General features: G+C 69.7%; 15 protein-coding genes. 7 read left to right on the top strand and 8 right to left on the bottom strand.

All coding sequences use genetic code 11. The annotated features are described in order from the left end of the window. The 3 genes from Pph01_RS32015 to Pph01_RS32025 all read left to right on the top strand — a co-directional run. The coding region (locus tag Pph01_RS32015) for a dihydrolipoamide acetyltransferase family protein (protein WP_204076924.1) at nucleotides 1–997 on the top strand (997 nt) is incomplete at its 5' end. Between the two features lie 7 nt (nucleotides 998–1,004). Further along, on the top strand, nucleotides 1,005–1,394 hold the full coding sequence (locus Pph01_RS32020; protein ID WP_308441935.1) for a Dabb family protein: 390 nt from the start codon (nucleotides 1,005–1,007) through the stop codon (nucleotides 1,392–1,394). A gap of 60 nt (nucleotides 1,395–1,454) precedes the next feature. After that, entirely contained in the window at nucleotides 1,455–2,162 is a 708-nt protein-coding gene (locus Pph01_RS32025) for a carbon-nitrogen hydrolase family protein (protein ID WP_204076925.1), read from the top strand. Between the two features lie 59 nt (nucleotides 2,163–2,221). On the opposite strand, the gene Pph01_RS32030 is transcribed toward Pph01_RS32025, so the two are convergent. Next, nucleotides 2,222–2,443: a hypothetical protein gene (locus Pph01_RS32030; RefSeq protein WP_204076926.1), complete on the bottom strand. Its 222-nt coding sequence runs from the start codon at nucleotides 2,441–2,443 to the stop codon at nucleotides 2,222–2,224. 144 nt (nucleotides 2,444–2,587) lie between these two features. Beyond that, on the bottom strand, nucleotides 2,588–4,411 hold the full coding sequence (locus Pph01_RS32035; protein ID WP_204076927.1) for an acyl-CoA dehydrogenase: 1,824 nt from the start codon (nucleotides 4,409–4,411) through the stop codon (nucleotides 2,588–2,590). A gap of 157 nt (nucleotides 4,412–4,568) precedes the next feature. On the opposite strand from Pph01_RS32035, the gene Pph01_RS32040 reads away from it, so the two are divergent. Then, the gene (locus Pph01_RS32040; RefSeq protein WP_239117169.1) at nucleotides 4,569–5,366 is read left to right on the top strand and encodes a class I SAM-dependent methyltransferase; all 798 of its coding nucleotides are present in this window, start codon (nucleotides 4,569–4,571) and stop codon (nucleotides 5,364–5,366) included. A gap of 4 nt (nucleotides 5,367–5,370) precedes the next feature. Here the strand turns inward: Pph01_RS32040 and Pph01_RS32045 are convergent, their stop codons facing one another. After that, nucleotides 5,371–5,823 (bottom strand): hypothetical protein, encoded by a 453-nt coding sequence (locus Pph01_RS32045; protein WP_204076928.1) that lies wholly within the window; start codon nucleotides 5,821–5,823, stop codon nucleotides 5,371–5,373. 86 nt (nucleotides 5,824–5,909) lie between these two features. Here Pph01_RS32045 and Pph01_RS32050 point away from each other — a divergent pair, with 86 nt between their 5' ends. After that, a complete protein-coding gene (locus Pph01_RS32050; RefSeq protein ID WP_204076929.1) occupies nucleotides 5,910–6,359 on the top strand; it encodes a GNAT family N-acetyltransferase in 450 nt (149 codons plus the stop codon). Here the strand turns inward: Pph01_RS32050 and Pph01_RS32055 are convergent. After that, nucleotides 6,302–6,892 carry a PadR family transcriptional regulator gene (locus tag Pph01_RS32055; protein WP_204076930.1) on the bottom strand — a complete coding sequence of 197 codons (591 nt, stop codon included), beginning with the start codon at nucleotides 6,890–6,892 and terminating at the stop codon, nucleotides 6,302–6,304. The genes Pph01_RS32050 and Pph01_RS32055 overlap by 58 nt on opposite strands. Before the next feature lie 76 nt (nucleotides 6,893–6,968). On the opposite strand from Pph01_RS32055, the gene Pph01_RS32060 reads away from it, so the two are divergent. Beyond that, complete coding sequence (locus tag Pph01_RS32060) at nucleotides 6,969–7,730, top strand: alpha/beta fold hydrolase (RefSeq protein WP_204076931.1); 762 nt, start codon at nucleotides 6,969–6,971, stop codon at nucleotides 7,728–7,730. Here the strand turns inward: Pph01_RS32060 and Pph01_RS32065 are convergent, their stop codons facing one another. After that, nucleotides 7,731–9,752, bottom strand: a complete 2,022-nt coding sequence (locus Pph01_RS32065) for a molybdopterin-containing oxidoreductase family protein (protein WP_204076932.1) — start codon at nucleotides 9,750–9,752, stop codon at nucleotides 7,731–7,733. A gap of 21 nt (nucleotides 9,753–9,773) precedes the next feature. Then, nucleotides 9,774–10,214: an RpiB/LacA/LacB family sugar-phosphate isomerase gene (locus tag Pph01_RS32070; protein WP_204076933.1), complete on the bottom strand. Its 441-nt coding sequence runs from the start codon at nucleotides 10,212–10,214 to the stop codon at nucleotides 9,774–9,776. 49 nt (nucleotides 10,215–10,263) lie between these two features. Between Pph01_RS32070 and Pph01_RS32075 the strand changes: the two genes are divergently transcribed. Continuing rightward, nucleotides 10,264–12,669: a lysylphosphatidylglycerol synthase transmembrane domain-containing protein gene (locus tag Pph01_RS32075; protein WP_239117170.1), complete on the top strand. Its 2,406-nt coding sequence runs from the start codon at nucleotides 10,264–10,266 to the stop codon at nucleotides 12,667–12,669. Between the two features lie 4 nt (nucleotides 12,670–12,673). Here the strand turns inward: Pph01_RS32075 and mgrA are convergent, their stop codons facing one another. Both mgrA and Pph01_RS32085 read right to left on the bottom strand, forming a co-directional pair. Next, complete coding sequence (gene mgrA / locus Pph01_RS32080) at nucleotides 12,674–13,699, bottom strand: L-glyceraldehyde 3-phosphate reductase (protein WP_204076935.1); 1,026 nt, start codon at nucleotides 13,697–13,699, stop codon at nucleotides 12,674–12,676. Then, on the bottom strand, nucleotides 13,696–15,741 hold the full coding sequence (locus Pph01_RS32085) for a S9 family peptidase (protein WP_204076938.1): 2,046 nt from the start codon (nucleotides 15,739–15,741) through the stop codon (nucleotides 13,696–13,698). The genes mgrA and Pph01_RS32085 overlap by 4 nt, the downstream gene beginning before the upstream one ends. Nucleotides 15,742–16,104: the final 363 nt, after the last annotated feature.

The raw sequence follows: 16,104 nt of genomic DNA on the forward strand, positions 1-16,104 counted from the left end.
CCCCCCCGCTCCGGCCCCGGTCCCCGCCGCTCCGGCCCCGGTCCCCGCTGCTCCGGCCCCGGTCCCCGCTGCTCCGGCCCCGGTCCCCGCTGCTCCGGCCCCGGTTCCCGCCCCCGCCGCGCGGGTCGGCGTTCTGGCGAAGCCGCCCGTGCGCAAGCTGGCCAAGGATCTGGGCGTCGATCTGACCACCGTCGAGGGGACGGGCCCCCAGGGCTCGATCACCCGCGACGACGTCCAGTCCGCCGTCGGCGCCACGGCGCCGGCGACCGGGCCGACGGTGCCGCTCAGGCAGGCGGCGCCGGGCCGGGAGGAGCGCATCCCGGTCAGGGGCGTCAGGAGGGCCACCGCGCAGGCCATGGTGGCGAGCGCGTTCACCGCGCCCCACGTCACCGAGTTCCTCCAGGTGGACGTGACCGAGACCATGGCGGCGGTCAGGCGGCTGCGCCAGATGCCCGACTTCGCCGAGGTCAAGGTCTCCCCGCTGCTGCTGGTCGCCAGGGCGCTGCTCACCGCGGTGAGGCGGCACCCGATGGCCAACTCCACGTGGACCGACGAAGAGATCATCGTCAGGCACTACGTGAACCTGGGCATCGCGGCCGCGACCGATCGGGGGCTGATCGTCCCGAACATCAAGGACGCCCAGGACCTGTCGTTGCCCGAACTGGCCGGGGCGCTGAACGACCTGACCGAGCGGGCCCGCTCCGGCAAGGCCACCCCGGCCGAGCTGACCGGCGGAACGATCACGATCACGAACGTCGGCGTGTTCGGGATCGACGCGGGCACGCCGATCCTCAATCCCGGAGAGGCCGCGATCCTGGCCCTCGGCCAGATCAGGGACATGCCGTGGGTGGTCGACGGGCAGCTCGCCGTCCGCAAGGTGACCACCCTCGCCCTCTCGTTCGACCACCGGCTGATCGACGGCGAGATCGGGTCGTACATCCTGCGGGACATCGGCGCGATGCTCGAGGACCCGCTGAAGATGCTCGCGTGGGGCTGAGCCGTACGTGATCGGGCGCGGCGACCGGGAGGCCGGTCGCCGCGTCCGGCACGACGAGGGCTGTGAGAAGGTGGCGGGCAACGCCACAGCACAAGGGGAGACCATGTTCCGGCACGTCGTCATGTTCACCTGGACCGAGGACGCCACCGAGGACCAGAAGGCCGAGGTGGCCACGCGCCTGCGCGAGCTGCCGGCCGTCATCGGTCAACTGCGGGACTACGTGGTCGGGGCGGACGCCGGAATCAACGAGGGCAACTTCGACTTCGCCGTGGTCGCCGACTTCGACTCGCCCGAGGACTATCTCGTCTACCGCGACCACCCGACGCACCGGGCCGTGATCGCCGAGTTCATCGCGCCCATCATGGCCTCACGCGCGGCGGTCCAGTACGCGTTCTAGCCGTCGGCCTCGCCCGGCTCCCAGCCGATGTATTGAGAGCGCCCGGCAGATCGGACCCCCATGAAGATCGCTGCCGCACAGTTCACCTGCGCTCCAGCCGACATGTCCGCCAATGTGCGGCACATGACCGCCCTCGCCGCCGATGCCCGTGCCCAGCGCGCAGAGCTGGTGGTGTTCCCCGAACTGGCCCTCACCGGGTACGAGCTCGAAGCCGTGGTGGCCGATCCCGGGCTCTGGGTGACGGCAGAGGACCCACGTCTGGACACGATCCGCGAGAGCGGCATCGTTACCGTCGTCAACTGTGCCGTTGCCACGGGCGGGACACGCCCTGCCATTGAGACGCTGGTCTTCGGGGCCGACGGTGAGCTGGTCACCACGTACCGGAAACAGCACCTGTATGAGCACGAGCAGAGCGTCTTCACGGCGGGGCAGCACGATGGGCGGTTCGAGCTCGGGGGGATGCGTTTCGCGCTTGCCACCTGCTACGACAACCACTTCTCCAGTCTGGTCGCGCGTGGTGCGGCTGACGGGTGCCACGTGCACCTGGCCGGCTCGCTCTACGGGACGGCCGGCGGAGTTGAGGAGCGGGCCGCGATCTATCCGGGCATCGCTAGGGATTTGAACATGTACGTCGTGCTGGCCAACCATGTCGGGCCGGCGGGTCCGTGGACTGGTTGTGGCCGCTCCGCTGTCTGGGCCCCAGGCGGTGCCCTTCTGGGGGAGGCGGACGCGGACACGGCCACCGTGGTCGTCGCCGAGGTCGGATAGAGCCTTGGTTCGCTCGCGAACGGAGCCCGACGGCCCCCTGCGCCCAGGCGGGGCGGGGGTCAGGCCTCGGGCTTGTTCTCGTGCTCCATCAGGTGGTTGTCGGAGGTCTGGCCACGACGGCTGGCGAACACGATGCTCAGCAACAGCCCCACGCCGCCGACGACCATGAAGATCACGCCGATGACGTCGATGTGGACGGTGTCGCCCAGGACGTCGGGCTCGATGGCGAACTTCAGGATCGCACCGAGCGTGATGAAGAAGATGCTGACCCCGATGCCCATCGCGTGACCTCCGGGACGTTCGTAGTGGCGGGGTAAAGAGACTGTGCGCAATCGGTAATACCCGGCCGCGCGAGATCCAATTACCGGAAGGCCGCTCGGATCTCCGGCTGGGAGATCCGGGCGGCCGCCACCACGCAGGAAGCCTCAGAAGGCTTCTTCTGGGAGCTCCATCAACTCGTCGCCGGTCGCGGCGAGCACGCGCCGCTCCGCGGCCAGGCGGGGCAGGACGGTCTGGGCGAAGAACGTGGCCGCCCCGACCTTGCCGGTGTAGAACGCCCTGTCCTCGTCCGACTCGGTCAGGGCGTTGAGCGCCACCTCGGCCTGGCGGAGCAGCAGCCAGCCCAGCACCAGGTCGCCGAGGGCCATCAGGAACCGGGTGGTGTTGAGGCCCACCTTGCGGACCTCGTTCGGGTTCTCGATCGAGGAGATCGCCCAGCCGGCCATGGTGTCCGCCATGGCCTTCACCTCGTCGGCCGCCTCGTCCAGGAGTGCGCGCTCGACCTTGAGGCGGCCGTTGCCCGCGCCGGAGCCGGCGAAGGCCTTGACCTCGCCGAGGAGGGAGCCCAGCGCCGAACCCTGATTCCTGAGGATCTTCCTGAAGAACAGGTCGAGGCCCTGGATCGCGGTCGTCCCCTCGTACAGGGAGTCGATCTTGGAGTCGCGGATGTACTGCTCGATCGGGTAGTCCTGCAGGAAGCCCGACCCGCCGAGGGTCTGCAGGGATCGGGCGAGCAGCTCGTACGACCTCTCGGAGCCGACGCCCTTCACGAGCGGGAGCAGCAGGTCGTTCATCGCCTCGGCGGCGGTGTCCCGGCGGCCCTCGGACTCGGCGATCTGGATCGTGTCCTGGAAGGTCGCCGTGTAGATGACCAGCGCCCGCATGGCCTCGGCGTACGACTTCTGCAGCATGAGCTCGCGGCGCACGTCGGGGTGGTGGGTGATGGTGACGCGGGGGGCGGTCTTGTCGGCCGAGCGGGTGATGTCGGCGCCCTGGACCCGGTTGCGCGCGTAGTCGAGCGCGTTGAGGTAACCGGTCGACAGCGTCGCGATGGCCTTCGTCCCGACCATCATGCGGGCGTTCTCGATGACCATGAACATCTGCTTGATGCCCTCGTGGACGCCGCCCACGAGGTAGCCGACGGCCGGGTGCCGCTCGCCGAGCGTGAGCTCGCACGTCGTCGAGACCTTGAGGCCCATCTTCTTCTCGACGTTGGTGACGTAGACCCCGTTGCGCTCGCCCAGCTCTCCGGTCTCGAGGTCGACGAGGTACTTGGGGACGAGGAACATCGACAGGCCCTTGGTGCCCGCGCCCGCGCCCTCGGGGCGGGCCAGCACGAGGTGGAAGATGTTCTCGGCCATGTCGTGCTCGGCGCTGGTGATGAAGCGCTTGACGCCCTCGATGTGCCAGGTCCCGTCGGGCTGCTCGATCGCCTTGGTGCGGCCGGCGCCGACGTCGGAGCCCGCGTCCGGCTCGGTGAGGACCATGGTGGCCCCCCAGTTGCGGTCGACGGCCAGCTGGGCGAACCGCTTCTGGTCGGGCGTGCCCAGTTCGTAGAGCTGGTGGCTGAAGGCCGGGCCGCAGGCGAACATCCATATGGCCGGGTTGGCGCCCAGCACCAGCTCCGCCATGGACCACACCAGGCTGCGCGGCGCCGTCGTGCCGCCCAGCTCCGGCTGCAGCTCCAGCCGCCACCACTCGGCGTCGACCCAGGCCTGGTAGGACTTCTTGAAGCTCTCCGGCATGGTCACGCTGTGCGTCGCGGGGTCGAAGACCGGGGGGTGCCTGTCCGCGTTCTCGAACGACTCCGCCAGTGGTCCCGTCGCGAGCCGGTTCACCTCGTCGAGCACGGTGCGTGCCGTGTCCTCGTCGACGTCGGCGAACGGGCCGGTGCCCAGGATCTCCCTGCGGCCGAAGACCTCGAAGAGGTTGAACTCCAGGTCGCGGAGGTTGCTTTTGTAGTGACCCATTCTGTGCACTCCTAGGACCAGACCCGGGGGTTACGTACTGGTCAGTAACTCTATCTGAATGCTACCCGCCAGTAACCACGTACATGCATCTTTTACCCGACACATCCGGCACGGAGTGGGGCTGGTGAGGAGTGACCGCTCGCCGTAGCGTTGCGGGATGGGCCTTGATGATCTGACAGCGAACTGGCGGGCGGACCTGGAGTCCTGGGCGATCCCGGAGGAGATCCTGGCGAAGGCGCCGACGAATCCCTGGACGCACCAGGTGCAGCGCTTCGCCCGCAGGACGGGTTCGCTACTGGCCGATCCGAAGGGGCCGACGTACGAGCGGGCACGTGAGGCGCTGCCGCGCGGCGGCACGGTGCTCGACGTCGGGGCCGGGACGGGAGCGGCGAGCCTGCCGCTGGAGCCCGCCCTGCTGGTCGCCGTCGACGAGAACGCGGGGATGCTGGCCGAGCTCGGCCGGCAGGCGCGGGGAACGGCGGTTCAGACGGTCGAGGGGCGATGGCCGGACGTCGCGGAGCGCACGCCCGTGGCCGACGTCGTGGTGTGCGCGCATGTGGTGTTCAACGTGCCCGACCTGGCGGAGTTCTTCGTCGCCCTGGATCGTCACGCCCGCAGGCGGGTCGTGGTCGAGTTGCCGGAGATTCATCCCACGAGCTGGCTGAACCCGCTCTGGGAGCACTTCCACGGTCTGTCGAGGCCGACGGCGCCGACCGCTGCCGACGCCGTCTCCATCGCCGAGGCACTGGGATTCGACGTCGCCACCCAGCGGTACCCGTCCCTGGACGACCTGTTCGAGTCGGCCGACGAGATGGCGGCCAGCGCCTGCCGGAGGTTGTGCCTCGACCCCGGCAGGGCCGGTGAGGTGATCAAGGTGGCCGCCGAACTCGGGGTCTGGCCCGTCCCCCGGCGGCAGATCGTCACGATGTGGTGGGACCGCACCGCCGACGAGTGAGATGTCACCTCGTCGCTCTGGCGCGGCTGCGCATCGCGAGCGCGAGCACGCCCGTGACGAGGAAGACGAACACGCCTCCCCAGAGGGCGTCCCAGGCGGCGCCGAAGATGCCCTCGCCGTCGAAGACCAGCTGCACCGGGTACATCAGCGCCGCGGCGGCGAGGCCGGGGTAGAGGGCGAATCGCCAGGGGTGGTGCAGGGCCCACACCCTCGCCTGCTGGGTCACCCGGTCGCCCGCGTGCGGCTGGGCTATCGCGCCGATGCTCGCCACCAGGGAGAACAGGGTGATGCCCACGCAGAGCGCCCAGCTGACGTCGGGGGACCCCGGAAGGATCACACCCATGATGAGGCTCGTGGCCGCGAGCGCGCCGCCGGAGACCGCGGCGGGCTTCCAGGGGGCGCCGCGCAGGGCGGCTCCGGCCAGCGACATCTCGTCGCTTCTGCTGAGTTCCTTCATGCTCTCCATCGTGCGTTCCCGCAGGCCCGCGAGCATCGGGGAAGTCCCTGACGGCCCCCTGACCCGGCCCCGCTAGGGTCTCCGGTATGTCCCTTTCATTCCGTACGGCCCGGCATGAGGATGTTCCCGCGATCGTGGCGCTGCTGGTCGACGACCCGATCTCGGCGAGCCGTACGGCCGTTCCCGGTCTCGACTACGACTCCGCCTTCGCGGCGATCGACGCCGATCCCGGCAACGAGTTGATCGTCGTGGAGTCGGACGGGGAGATCGTGGGGACGATGCAGCTGACCTTCATCCCCGGCCTGTCGCGGCGGGGCGCGGTGCGCCTACAGGTCGAGGCGGTCAGGGTCGCCTCCCGGCATCGGAGTCAGGGGATCGGCAGGAAGATGATGGAGTGGGCCGCGGAGCGGGCCCGGGAGCGCGGGTGCGGGATGATCCAGCTCACCTCCGACAAGGCGCGCACCGACGCGCACCGCTTCTACGCCTCGCTCGGGTACGAGGCGTCCCACGAGGGATTCAAGCTGCTGCTCAGCTGATCGATCATCCAGCGGCACCAGTCGGCGCGGTGCCGCTCGTAGGTGAGGCCGCAGCGCAGTGCGGCCATGTTCCCGAAGCGGGGGGTGCCGAACGCCGGCGCCTCCTTCTCGACGGACGCCCACGCGGCCTCGTACTCGGCCAGCCGCCCCTCGTGGTCGCGTAGCGCCGTACGGAACATCGCGATCAGCGCGGCGGGGTCGGCCAGCCAGGCGGCGTAGGTCTTGAGCACCAGTTCGTCCCGCTCGGGCTGGGGGCGCGGCGGCTCCGTCACCCACTTCCGCAGGGCGTCAAGGCCCTCGGCGGTGATCGAGTAGATCTTCTTCTCCTGTGGCCCCGGCCCGGGTGCGGTGGTGTAGCCGACCAGGCCGGCCTCGAGCAGGCGCCGGAGGTCGGTGTGGATCTGGCTGTGGCTGGCCGTCCAGAACCGGGCGACCGGATTGCGCATTCGACCGGCGATCTCGTAGCCCGTGCTGTCGGCCCTGGCCAGCACGGAGAGGATCGCGAACCCGAGAGTGGGGATCGTGGAGCTCATGGTGGCCTCCAGCCCATTGACGTGCCTTTCGATTCCCATCACTATGTCAGTTCTTACATAGATAAGGGAGCCGCGGATGCCGGGGAAGCGAGCCCTGATCGCCCTCCTGTTCCTGCTGACCGGCTGCGGGGGCACGGTCGGCGGGACCGTGGCCGCATCGAGTCCGCCCGGGCTCCCCGCGACCCCGGCCGCGACCGCCACTCCGTCAGCCAGCCTCACCGGCCCGAACCTGCAGGGCTGCTACGGACCGGCCGACGGCCGCCTGTTCACCTACGACGGCGGCGGCGTCATGTTCGACGGGCTGATCATGGGAGACGGCCCCGTCGGAGTGGTCGTGTCGTACGAGCGGGGTGGTGACGCCTGTACGTGGCGGCCGCTCGCCGAACGGCTCACGTCCGCCGGTTACCGCGTCCTCCTCTACGAGCGCGGCCTCTCGGGTCCGGTCAACCCCGTGATCGTGAAGATGACCGAGCGGCTCAGGAAGGACGGCGCCGAGCGCATCTTCCTGGTCGGCGGCTCCATCGGCGGATCGGAGTCGATCGTCGCCGCCACCAGGCTCAAGGAGCCGCCCGAGGGAGTCGTCAACCTCGCGGGCACGGTGATCCCCGAGGAGACGGCGCCGCTCACCGTGCCGCTGCTGCAGATCACCGCCGAGAGCGACCAGGGAGCCACCCCGATCACCCTTCAGGCGGCCGGCGACGCAGCCGTCAAGTCGCCGGACCGCTCTCTCGTCGTCGCCAAGGGCGAGTTCGCCCACGCCTCCGCGCTCTTCGGGACCGCCCAGGGGCCGATGGTGCTCGACTCGATCATGGCGTTCCTGGCGAAGCACAGCGGTTGATCACAGGGGCGCGATGTCCACGAGGTTGTCGTGAAATACGGCCCCCCGGCCCATGTCGGCGTCGCGCTCGTCCACGGCGGCGTTCGGATTGGCGCCCCCGGGACTGAGCTTGGGCCAGTGGCCCTTGGGAGCGGCGACCACGCCCGGCCGGACCCGGTCGCTGATCTCGACGTAGGCCGTGAACTCCCCGCTGCGGTTGAAGACCCGGGCGGGCTCGCCGTCGACCAGGCCGCGAGGCTCGGCGTCGGCGGCGCTGACCAGGACGCGGGGCCCCTTCGACCGCCTGAGCAGCTCGGGGTTGTTGCCGAAGGTCGTGTTCAGCGAGGTGTGCGACGCCGGCGTGATCATCATGAGCGGGTACTCACGGTCGGCCGGTGCCGTACGGGCCGTGCGGGAGGGGACGTAGCCCGCGACCCGGGGGAGCCCGGCCGCCGCGGCACGGTCGGAGGCGAACTCCAGCCTGCCCGAGGGCGTGGGGAAGCCGTCGGTGAAGGGGACGAAGGGGTCGGCGACGTCGAGCCTGGCCCAGCCCTCCTTGCGCAGCCGGTCCAGCGTGATCTCAGGCGTGCCGCGGAGCAGCCCTTCGGCGATCTCCAGGTCGGATTCGTGGAGCGAGGGCTCGGTCAGCCCCATGTGGCGCGCCAGGCGCCGGAAGGTCTCGGTCGTCGAGAGACACTCGCCGGCGGGCTCCACGGCCGCCTCGTTCCACATGAGGTACATGTGGCCGTAGCCCTGATGGAGGTCCATGTGCTCGGTCTGCATGGTGGCCGGCAGCACGATGTCCGCGTAGTCGACGGTGTCCGTCGGGAACTGCTCCATGACGACCGTGAACAGGTCCTCCCGGCGCATGGCCTCACGGATGCGGTTCTGGTCAGGGGAGGAGCCGAGGGGATTTGCGCCGTAGACCCACAGGCACTTGACCGACTCGTCGAGCTGCCCGGCCAGCCGGGTCATGGTCAGCGTCCGGACGGGCTCGCGCAGCAGATGCTCGGCCGAGTCCACGATCAGCGGGATGTGCGCGGTGGTCGAGTAGGCGACGCCGCCCCCCGGGTGGCGCCAGTCTCCGGTCACCCCGGGGATGCAGGCGATGATCCGCAACGCGGCGCCGCCGCCTTCGTGGCGCTGCAGGCCCATGGTCGCCCGGATGCCCGTCGGCCGCGTGTGCGCGAGCCGTACGCCGAGGGCCCGGATGTCCTCCTCGGGGATGCCGGTGATCTCGGCGACGCGAGCCGGGGGGTATTTCAGGATCTCGGCCTTGAACTCCTCCCAGCCGAGGGTGTGCTCCTCCAGATAGGCGGTGTCCTCGGCGCCCTCCTCCAGGACGACGTTGAGCAGCCCGAGGGCGAGCGCCGCGTCCGTCCCCGGCCGGATCGCAAGGTAGGTGTCGGCCTGGTCGGCCGTCCGTGTCCTGATCGGGTCGATGGCCACCACGTGCGCGCCGTTCGCGCGGGCGTCCTGGATGAACTTCCACAGGTGGTGCCCGCTCGTGAGGGTGTTGGTGCCCCACAGCAGGATCAGCCGGGACAGGGCGAAGGTCTCGGGGTCCATGCCGGCCGGCGTCCCGTTGGTGAGGCGCAGGCCGTCGTTGCCGGCGGTCGAGCAGATGTTCAGGTCATGCCGCGACGCGCCGAGGACGTTCCAGAACCGCCGGCCGGCCAGGCCCTCCGAGCCCTGGATGTCGCCCAGGGTGCCCGTGCCCTGGTACGGCCAGATCGCCTCGCCGCCGTGCTCACGGACGATCTCCGTCAGCCGGTCGGAGACGATGGTCAGCGCCTCGTCCCAGGAGATCCGCTCGAACTCGCCGGACCCCTTCGGCCCGACGCGGCGCATGGGGTGCAGAATGCGGTCGTGGGCGCGGGAGTGCTCCAGGTACCGGTTGACCTTCACGCACAGCGCCCCGCGAGTGTACGGATGGTCACGGTTGCCCCGGAGGGCGACGGCCTGGCCGTCCCTCACGGTGACCTCCCACGAGCACGTGTCGGGGCAGTCCAGCGGACAGGCCCCCAGAATCCGCAACTCCATGGGCGCAACCTTACGTTCCGGCTACGACTCGAGATCCGCGAGGTGGGCGATGTTGGCGATGTCGTCGTCGTCCGTGCTCGGGGCGGCCGCGAACCAGGCGTCGAGGATCTCCTCGAGAAGCCGGTCCGAGGTGAGACGCAGGCTGAGGGCCAGGACGTTCGCGTCGTTCCACCGGCGTGCGCCGTCGGCGGTGGCGGCGTCGACGCAGAGCGCCGCCCGCACTCCAGGGATCTTGTTGGCGGCGATCGAGGCGCCGGTCCCCGTCCAGCAGCACACGATCGCGAGATCGGATCGTGCTGATGAGACGTCTTTCGCGGCGGCCGAACAACACCAGGCCCAATCGGCACGGCCACCAGGGGCCAGGGCTCCATAGAGTGTCACTGAATGCCCTCTCCGCTGCACCTCGGCGACCAGGCGGGTCGCCACTCCGTCGAGACTGTCCGAGGCGAGTGAGAGACGCATGCCGTCAATTGTGGACACCGAGCTCGAAGATCGCACAGAATCGCTGGTGGTGAGAGGTATCAAGGAGCAGGACGAGGCGCTGGACACTCCACAGCAGGGAGTGGTCCTCGTCGTCGAGCCGTTGCTTCCGCAGCGGATCCGCCGCCCCTCGGACGCCCTGCGTTTCCTGCTGACCCTGCTGGCCCTGACCGCCGTCGTGCTGATGGCCCTCGCCCTGCAGCGTACGCTCAACGGCCTCGAGACCGACGTCCAGGCGGGCACCGGCAGGGCACCCGCCCTGCTGTCGTACGTCTCCGGGCTTCTCGGCGGGGTCGCCGTGCTGGTCGTCCCCGTGGCGTTCGCCGTCGAGCGGGTCTTCCACCGGGACGGCATGCGCGTCGCGCAGGGCCTCATCGCCGCCATCCTGGCCCTGCTGATCGCCTACACGCTGGACGAGTGGCTCGTCATGGCGGGCCCGGCCGAGCTCGTGCAACTCCTCACCGGCAGCAGGGACGTCGAGCCGCTCAACAGCGTCCTGACCCCGGCCATCGCGTACGCGACGGCCGTGCGGATGTCGCGCAGGCCCCAGTGGCGCGCCCTCATGTGGACGGCTCTCGCCCTCGACGTGCTCGCGCTCTTCACCGCCACCAAGGTCACCGCGCTCGGCGTGATCCTCACCTACCTCGTCGGCATGGCCGTCGGTTTCGGAACGTTGTACGGCATCGGCAGCGCGAACACCCGGCCGCCGGGGAGCGCGGTGCTCGGGGCCCTCAGACGGCTCGGCTTCTCGCCCGTCAGCGCGCGGAGGGTGGAGGACGACAGCTCGGGCAGCCGCCGCTACCTCATCGGCCTCGCCGACCAGCGCCGCCTGGACGTCACCGTGCTCGACCGGGACCGCCAGGTCGCCGGGATCGTCTACCGCCTGTGGCGGCGGATCCGGCTCAACACCGAGACCCGGCGGCGGGCCATCCGGTCCCTGCGGGCGGAGCTGGAGCGCGAGGCGCTGATGGCCTACGCCGCGCAGGCCGCCGGGGCGAGCCTGCCGCGCCTGCTCGGCACCAGCGAGATCGGCACCGAGGCGGCGATGCTGGCCTACGAGCACATCGACAGCCGGCCGGTGCAGGACCTGTCCGACGACGACTTCGACGACGAACTGCTGGCCCAGCTGTGGGGTCAGGTCCGGCTGCTCCACGCCCACCGGCTCGCCCATCGGCACCTGACGGGGGAGAGCATCCACGTCGATCCGGCGGGCCAGGTGTTCCTGGTCGACGCCCGCAGCGGTGAGATCGCGGCGGGCGATCTTTTGCTCCGGCTGGACGTGGCCCAGCTCCTGACCTATCTCGCCACCCGTGTGGGGCCCGAGCGCTCGGTGAAGTCGGCCGCGGCCGTGCTCGGCGCCGACGCGCTCGCCGGCGCGCTGCCGCTGCTGCAGCGCATCGCCCTCAGCCGCGAGACGCGCACCGCCGCCCGCAAGGACCGGGAGCTCCTTCCCGCCATCCGCGAGCACATCGTGGCGCTGAAGCCGCAGGTCGCGGCGGAGGAGGTCCGCCTCGAGCGGTTCCGCCCGAGAACCCTGGTGACGATCATCGCGGGCGCTCTCGCGGTCTACTTCCTGCTCTCCCAGCTCAGCCAGATCAACCTGGTCTCGGTCGTGACCACCGCCAACTGGGCCTGGACCGGCGCCGCACTGGTCACGGCTGCGGCGAGCTACCTCGCCGCTGCGATCATGCTGAGGGGTTTCGTGCCCGAGCCGCTGCCTCTGGGCCGGACGGTGCTGGCGCAGTTCGCCGGTTCGTTCGTGAAGCTGGTGGCGCCCGCGGCGGTCGGCGGGGTGGCGATCAACACGCGCTATCTGCAGAAGCGCGGGATCCCCCCAGGGCCGGCGGTCGCGAGTGTCGGCGCCTCGCAGCTCGTCGGCCTCGCGTCGCACATCATGCTGCTGCTGTTCTTCGGATACGTCACCGGCACCCAGGCCGCGCCGTCGCTCACCCCGTCACGCGGGCTGCTGATCGCGCTCCTCAGCGTGGCGGTCCTGTTCCTGATCGTCCTCGCCGTACGGCCGCTGCGCCGGATGCTGACGACCCGCGTCCGCGCGATGTTCTCCGGAGTGATCCCGCGTCTGCTCGACGTGCTGCAGTCTCCCCGCAAGATCCTCGAGGGGGTGAGCGGGACGCTGCTGCTGACCGTCGCCTTCGTGGCCTGTCTGACGGCGTGCGTGCGCGCGTTCGGCGGCGATCTGAGCTTCACGACGGTCGCGATCGTCTTCCTGGCCGGCAACGCGATCGGCTCGGCCGCCCCCACGCCGGGCGGGCTGGGGGCGGTCGAGGCGTCGTTGTCCCTCGGCCTCACGGTGGCGGGCCTGCCCGGGACGGTCGCCACGTCGGCGGTGCTCCTGTTCCGCCTGCTGACGTTCTGGCTGCCGGTGCTCCCGGGCTGGGCCTCCTTCGCCTACCTTCAACGGCACGACGCGATCTGACGGATCAGCCTTCGCTCGAGGTCGCCCAGAGGTTGATGCCGGCCTCGACGGCGTCCTTGTCGATGGCGGCCAGCTCCTCGGCGGAGAAGCCGAGCCGGTTCACCGCGTCGAGGTTGTCGTCGAGCTGCCTGACGCTGCTGGCGCCGATGAGGACCGTGGTGACCCGCTGATCGCGCAGCGCCCACGCCAGGGCCATCTGCGCGAGGGACTGGCCGCGCTGCTTCGCGATCTCGTTGAGCGTGCGGATGTGGCGGAGGGACTCGTCGGTGAGCAGGCCCGGGTCGAGCGACTTGCCCTGCGCGGCCCGTGAGTCGCCGGGGATGCCGTCGAGGTAGCGGTCGGTGAGCATGCCCTGCGCGAGCGGGGAGAAGGCGATGCAGCCCACCCCCTCCTCCTCGAGGACGTCGAGCAGCCCGCCCTCGATCCACCTGTTGAGCATGGAGTACGACGGCTGGTGGATGAGCAGCGGCGTCCCCATTTCACGGAGGATCTGGGCGGCCTCCCTCGTCCGCTCGGGCGAGTAGGACGAGATCCCCGCGTAGAGGGCCTTGCCGGAGCGCACCGCGTGGTCGAGCGCGCCCATGGTCTCCTCGAGCGGGGTCTCCGGGTCGAACCGGTGACTGTAGAAGATGTCGACGTAGTCCACACCCATCCGCTTGAGCGACTGGTCGAGGCTGGACAGCAGGTACTTCCGCGACCCCCACTCGCCGTACGGCCCGGGCCACATGTCGTATCCGGCCTTGGTCGACAGCACCAGCTCATCCCGATATTTCACGAAATCCTGCTGATAGATGTGCCCAAAGTTGATCTCGGCCGAGCCGTACGGCGGGCCGTAGTTGTTGGCCAGGTCGAAGTGGGTCACCCCACGGTCGAACGCCCTGCGGAGGATGGCCCGCTGCGTCTCGATCGGCTTGTCGTCGCCGAAGTTGTGCCAGAGGCCGAGCGAGACGGCGGGCAGCTTGAGCCCGCTCCTGCCGGTCCTGTTGTACGGCATGGGGCCGTACCTGTCGTCTGCCGCCACGTAGGTCATTCGGTAACTCCAACTCGGTCCAGAATCCAGGAGAGCGCGAACGCCTCCTCACGCCACGCGTCGTACCTGCCGCTGCGCCCGCCGTGTCCCGCGCCCATCTCGGTCTTCAGCAGGAACGGGCCGCCCCGCGCGGACTCCCTCAGCCTGGCGACCCACTTGGCGGGCTCGTGGTAGAGCACACGGGTGTCGTTGAGGCTGGTGATCGCGAGGATCGGCGGGTACGCCCGGCCGTCCACGTTCTCGTACGGCGAGTACGACTTCATGTACGCGTAGACCTCGGGGTCGTGCAGCGGGTCACCCCATTCATCCCACTCGATGACCGTGAGCGGCAGCGACGGGTCCAGGATCGTGTTGAGCGCGTCGACGAACGGGACCTCGGCGACGACGCCGGCGAACTCCTCCGGCGCGAGGTTGGCGACGGCCCCCATGAGGAGACCGCCGGCGGACCCGCCGCGCGCGATGATCTGACTGGACCAGCCGTCGGCCTTGAGATGCCGGGCGCAGGCCACGAAGTCGCTGAAGGTGTTCTTCTTCTTGTTCAGCTTGCCGTCCTCGTACCAGCGGCGGCCCATCTCGCCGCCACCTCTCACGTGTGCGACGGCGAAGACGAAGCCCCGGTCGAGCAGGGACAGGCGGGCCACGGAGAAGTACGGGTCGATCGAGGTCTCGTAGCTGCCGTAGCCGTACAGGAGGGTCGGCGCGGGACGGTCCGTGCCCTTCCTGACGACGATGGAGATCGGCACCTTCGTCCCGTCCTCGGCCGGCGCCCAGGCGCGGAACTGCTCGTAGTCGGCGGGGTCGTAACCACCGAGGACGGCCTTCTGCTTGAGCAGGATCAGCTCGTTGGTCCGGAGGTCGTAGTCGTACACGGACGTCGGCGTGATCATCGAGGTGTACCCGAGACGGAGCCTGCTCGTCTCGAACTCCGCGTTCCCCGACGGAGCCACGTCGTAGATCGGCTCGGGGAAGGAGATCTCGTACGGCTCGCGCCCGTCACGCGGCAGGATCCGGATGCCCGCCAGGCCGTCCCGCCGGAAGTGCACGACGATGTGGTCCTTGAACGCGTCGACGTCCAGGAGTCGGGTGTCGTCGCGGTGCTCGATCAGCGGTGTCCACGTGGCCGGGTCGTCGATGGGCGCGGTGGCGAGTTCGAAGTTCACCGCGCCCTCGTTGTGCAGGACGAGGAAATGGTCGCCCGCGTGGTCGAGGCCGTACTCGACGCCGGTGCGACGGGGGCGGACGACCTTGAACTCGCCCGTGGGGTCGTCGGCGTCCAGGACCCGGATCTCGCTCGTGATCTTGCTGCCGGCGCTCACGATCAGGTAGCGCTGGCTCCGCGTCAGCCCGATCCCGACCCAGAACCGCTCGTCGTCCTCTTGGTAGACGATGACGTCGTCGTCGGAGCCCAGCGTGTGGCGGTGGATGCGGTACGGCCGCCACGCGTCGTCGATGGTGGAGTAGAAGAAGGTCGAGCCGTCGGCCGACCAGGCGCCGCCGTAGAAGACCCCGGGGATCTCGTCGGGGAGCAGCTCGCCGGTGTCGAGGTCCTTGAACCTGAGCGTGAAGCGCTCGTCGCCCGTGAAGTCGGTCGAATAGGCGAGCTTCGTGCCGTCCGGACTGACGGCGCTGGTCCCGATGGAGAAGAAGGCGCTGTCGCCGGCCAGTTCGTTGCCGTCGAGCAGGATCTGCTCACCAGGCAGCGGAACGCCGGGGGTCAGCTCGGGCGGGCTGTCCCCGTCCGCCGCGACCCGGCACTGGATGCCGTACTGCTTGCCCTCTTCGGTGCGCGAGTAGTACCACCAGGCGCCCTTACGGCTGGGCACCGACAGGTCGGTCTCCAGGGTTCGACTCTTGATCTCCTGGAACACCTTCTCCTGGAGATCCTTCAGATGCCCCGTCATCTCTTCGGTATAGGCGTTCTCGGCCTCGAGGTGGGAGATGGTGTCGGGATCGTCCTTGCTGAACAGCCAGGCGTAATCGTCCACGACCGTGTCGCCGTGGTGCGTGCGCTCGACCGGGACCTTCTTCGCCACAGGCGGCATGTCGCTCACCCGCCAAAGTCTATGTTCGCGCCGGTCCTGGTACAGCTCAACGCCCGCCGACGGAGGCCCGGGCACCGCGAGGATCACGCGGCGGGTCGCCGGCGTGAGCTGACCGGGGGACCGGCGGGAGAGAGGACGAAGCGGCTGGAACCCGGAGTGAACTGCCGGAGACCCCGCGGCGACCGGGCGAAATCGCCGACGTGAATCACCAATTGGAGTCGTCAGCGGTTGGCGCCACGGCTTTTCGGGTCAAGGCATCCTGTGCGGCTGCTAATCTTGTGGTCGTCGGCGTGGTTCGGCGCTCCCCTTCTGATCGTTTCGGTGGTTATGTTGTGGGTGCGTCCGGCTGGTGCCGGTGACCTC

It is taken from the genome of Planotetraspora phitsanulokensis (genome assembly GCF_016863295.1).
GTDB classification, from domain to species: Bacteria; Actinomycetota; Actinomycetes; order Streptosporangiales; family Streptosporangiaceae; genus Planotetraspora; species Planotetraspora phitsanulokensis.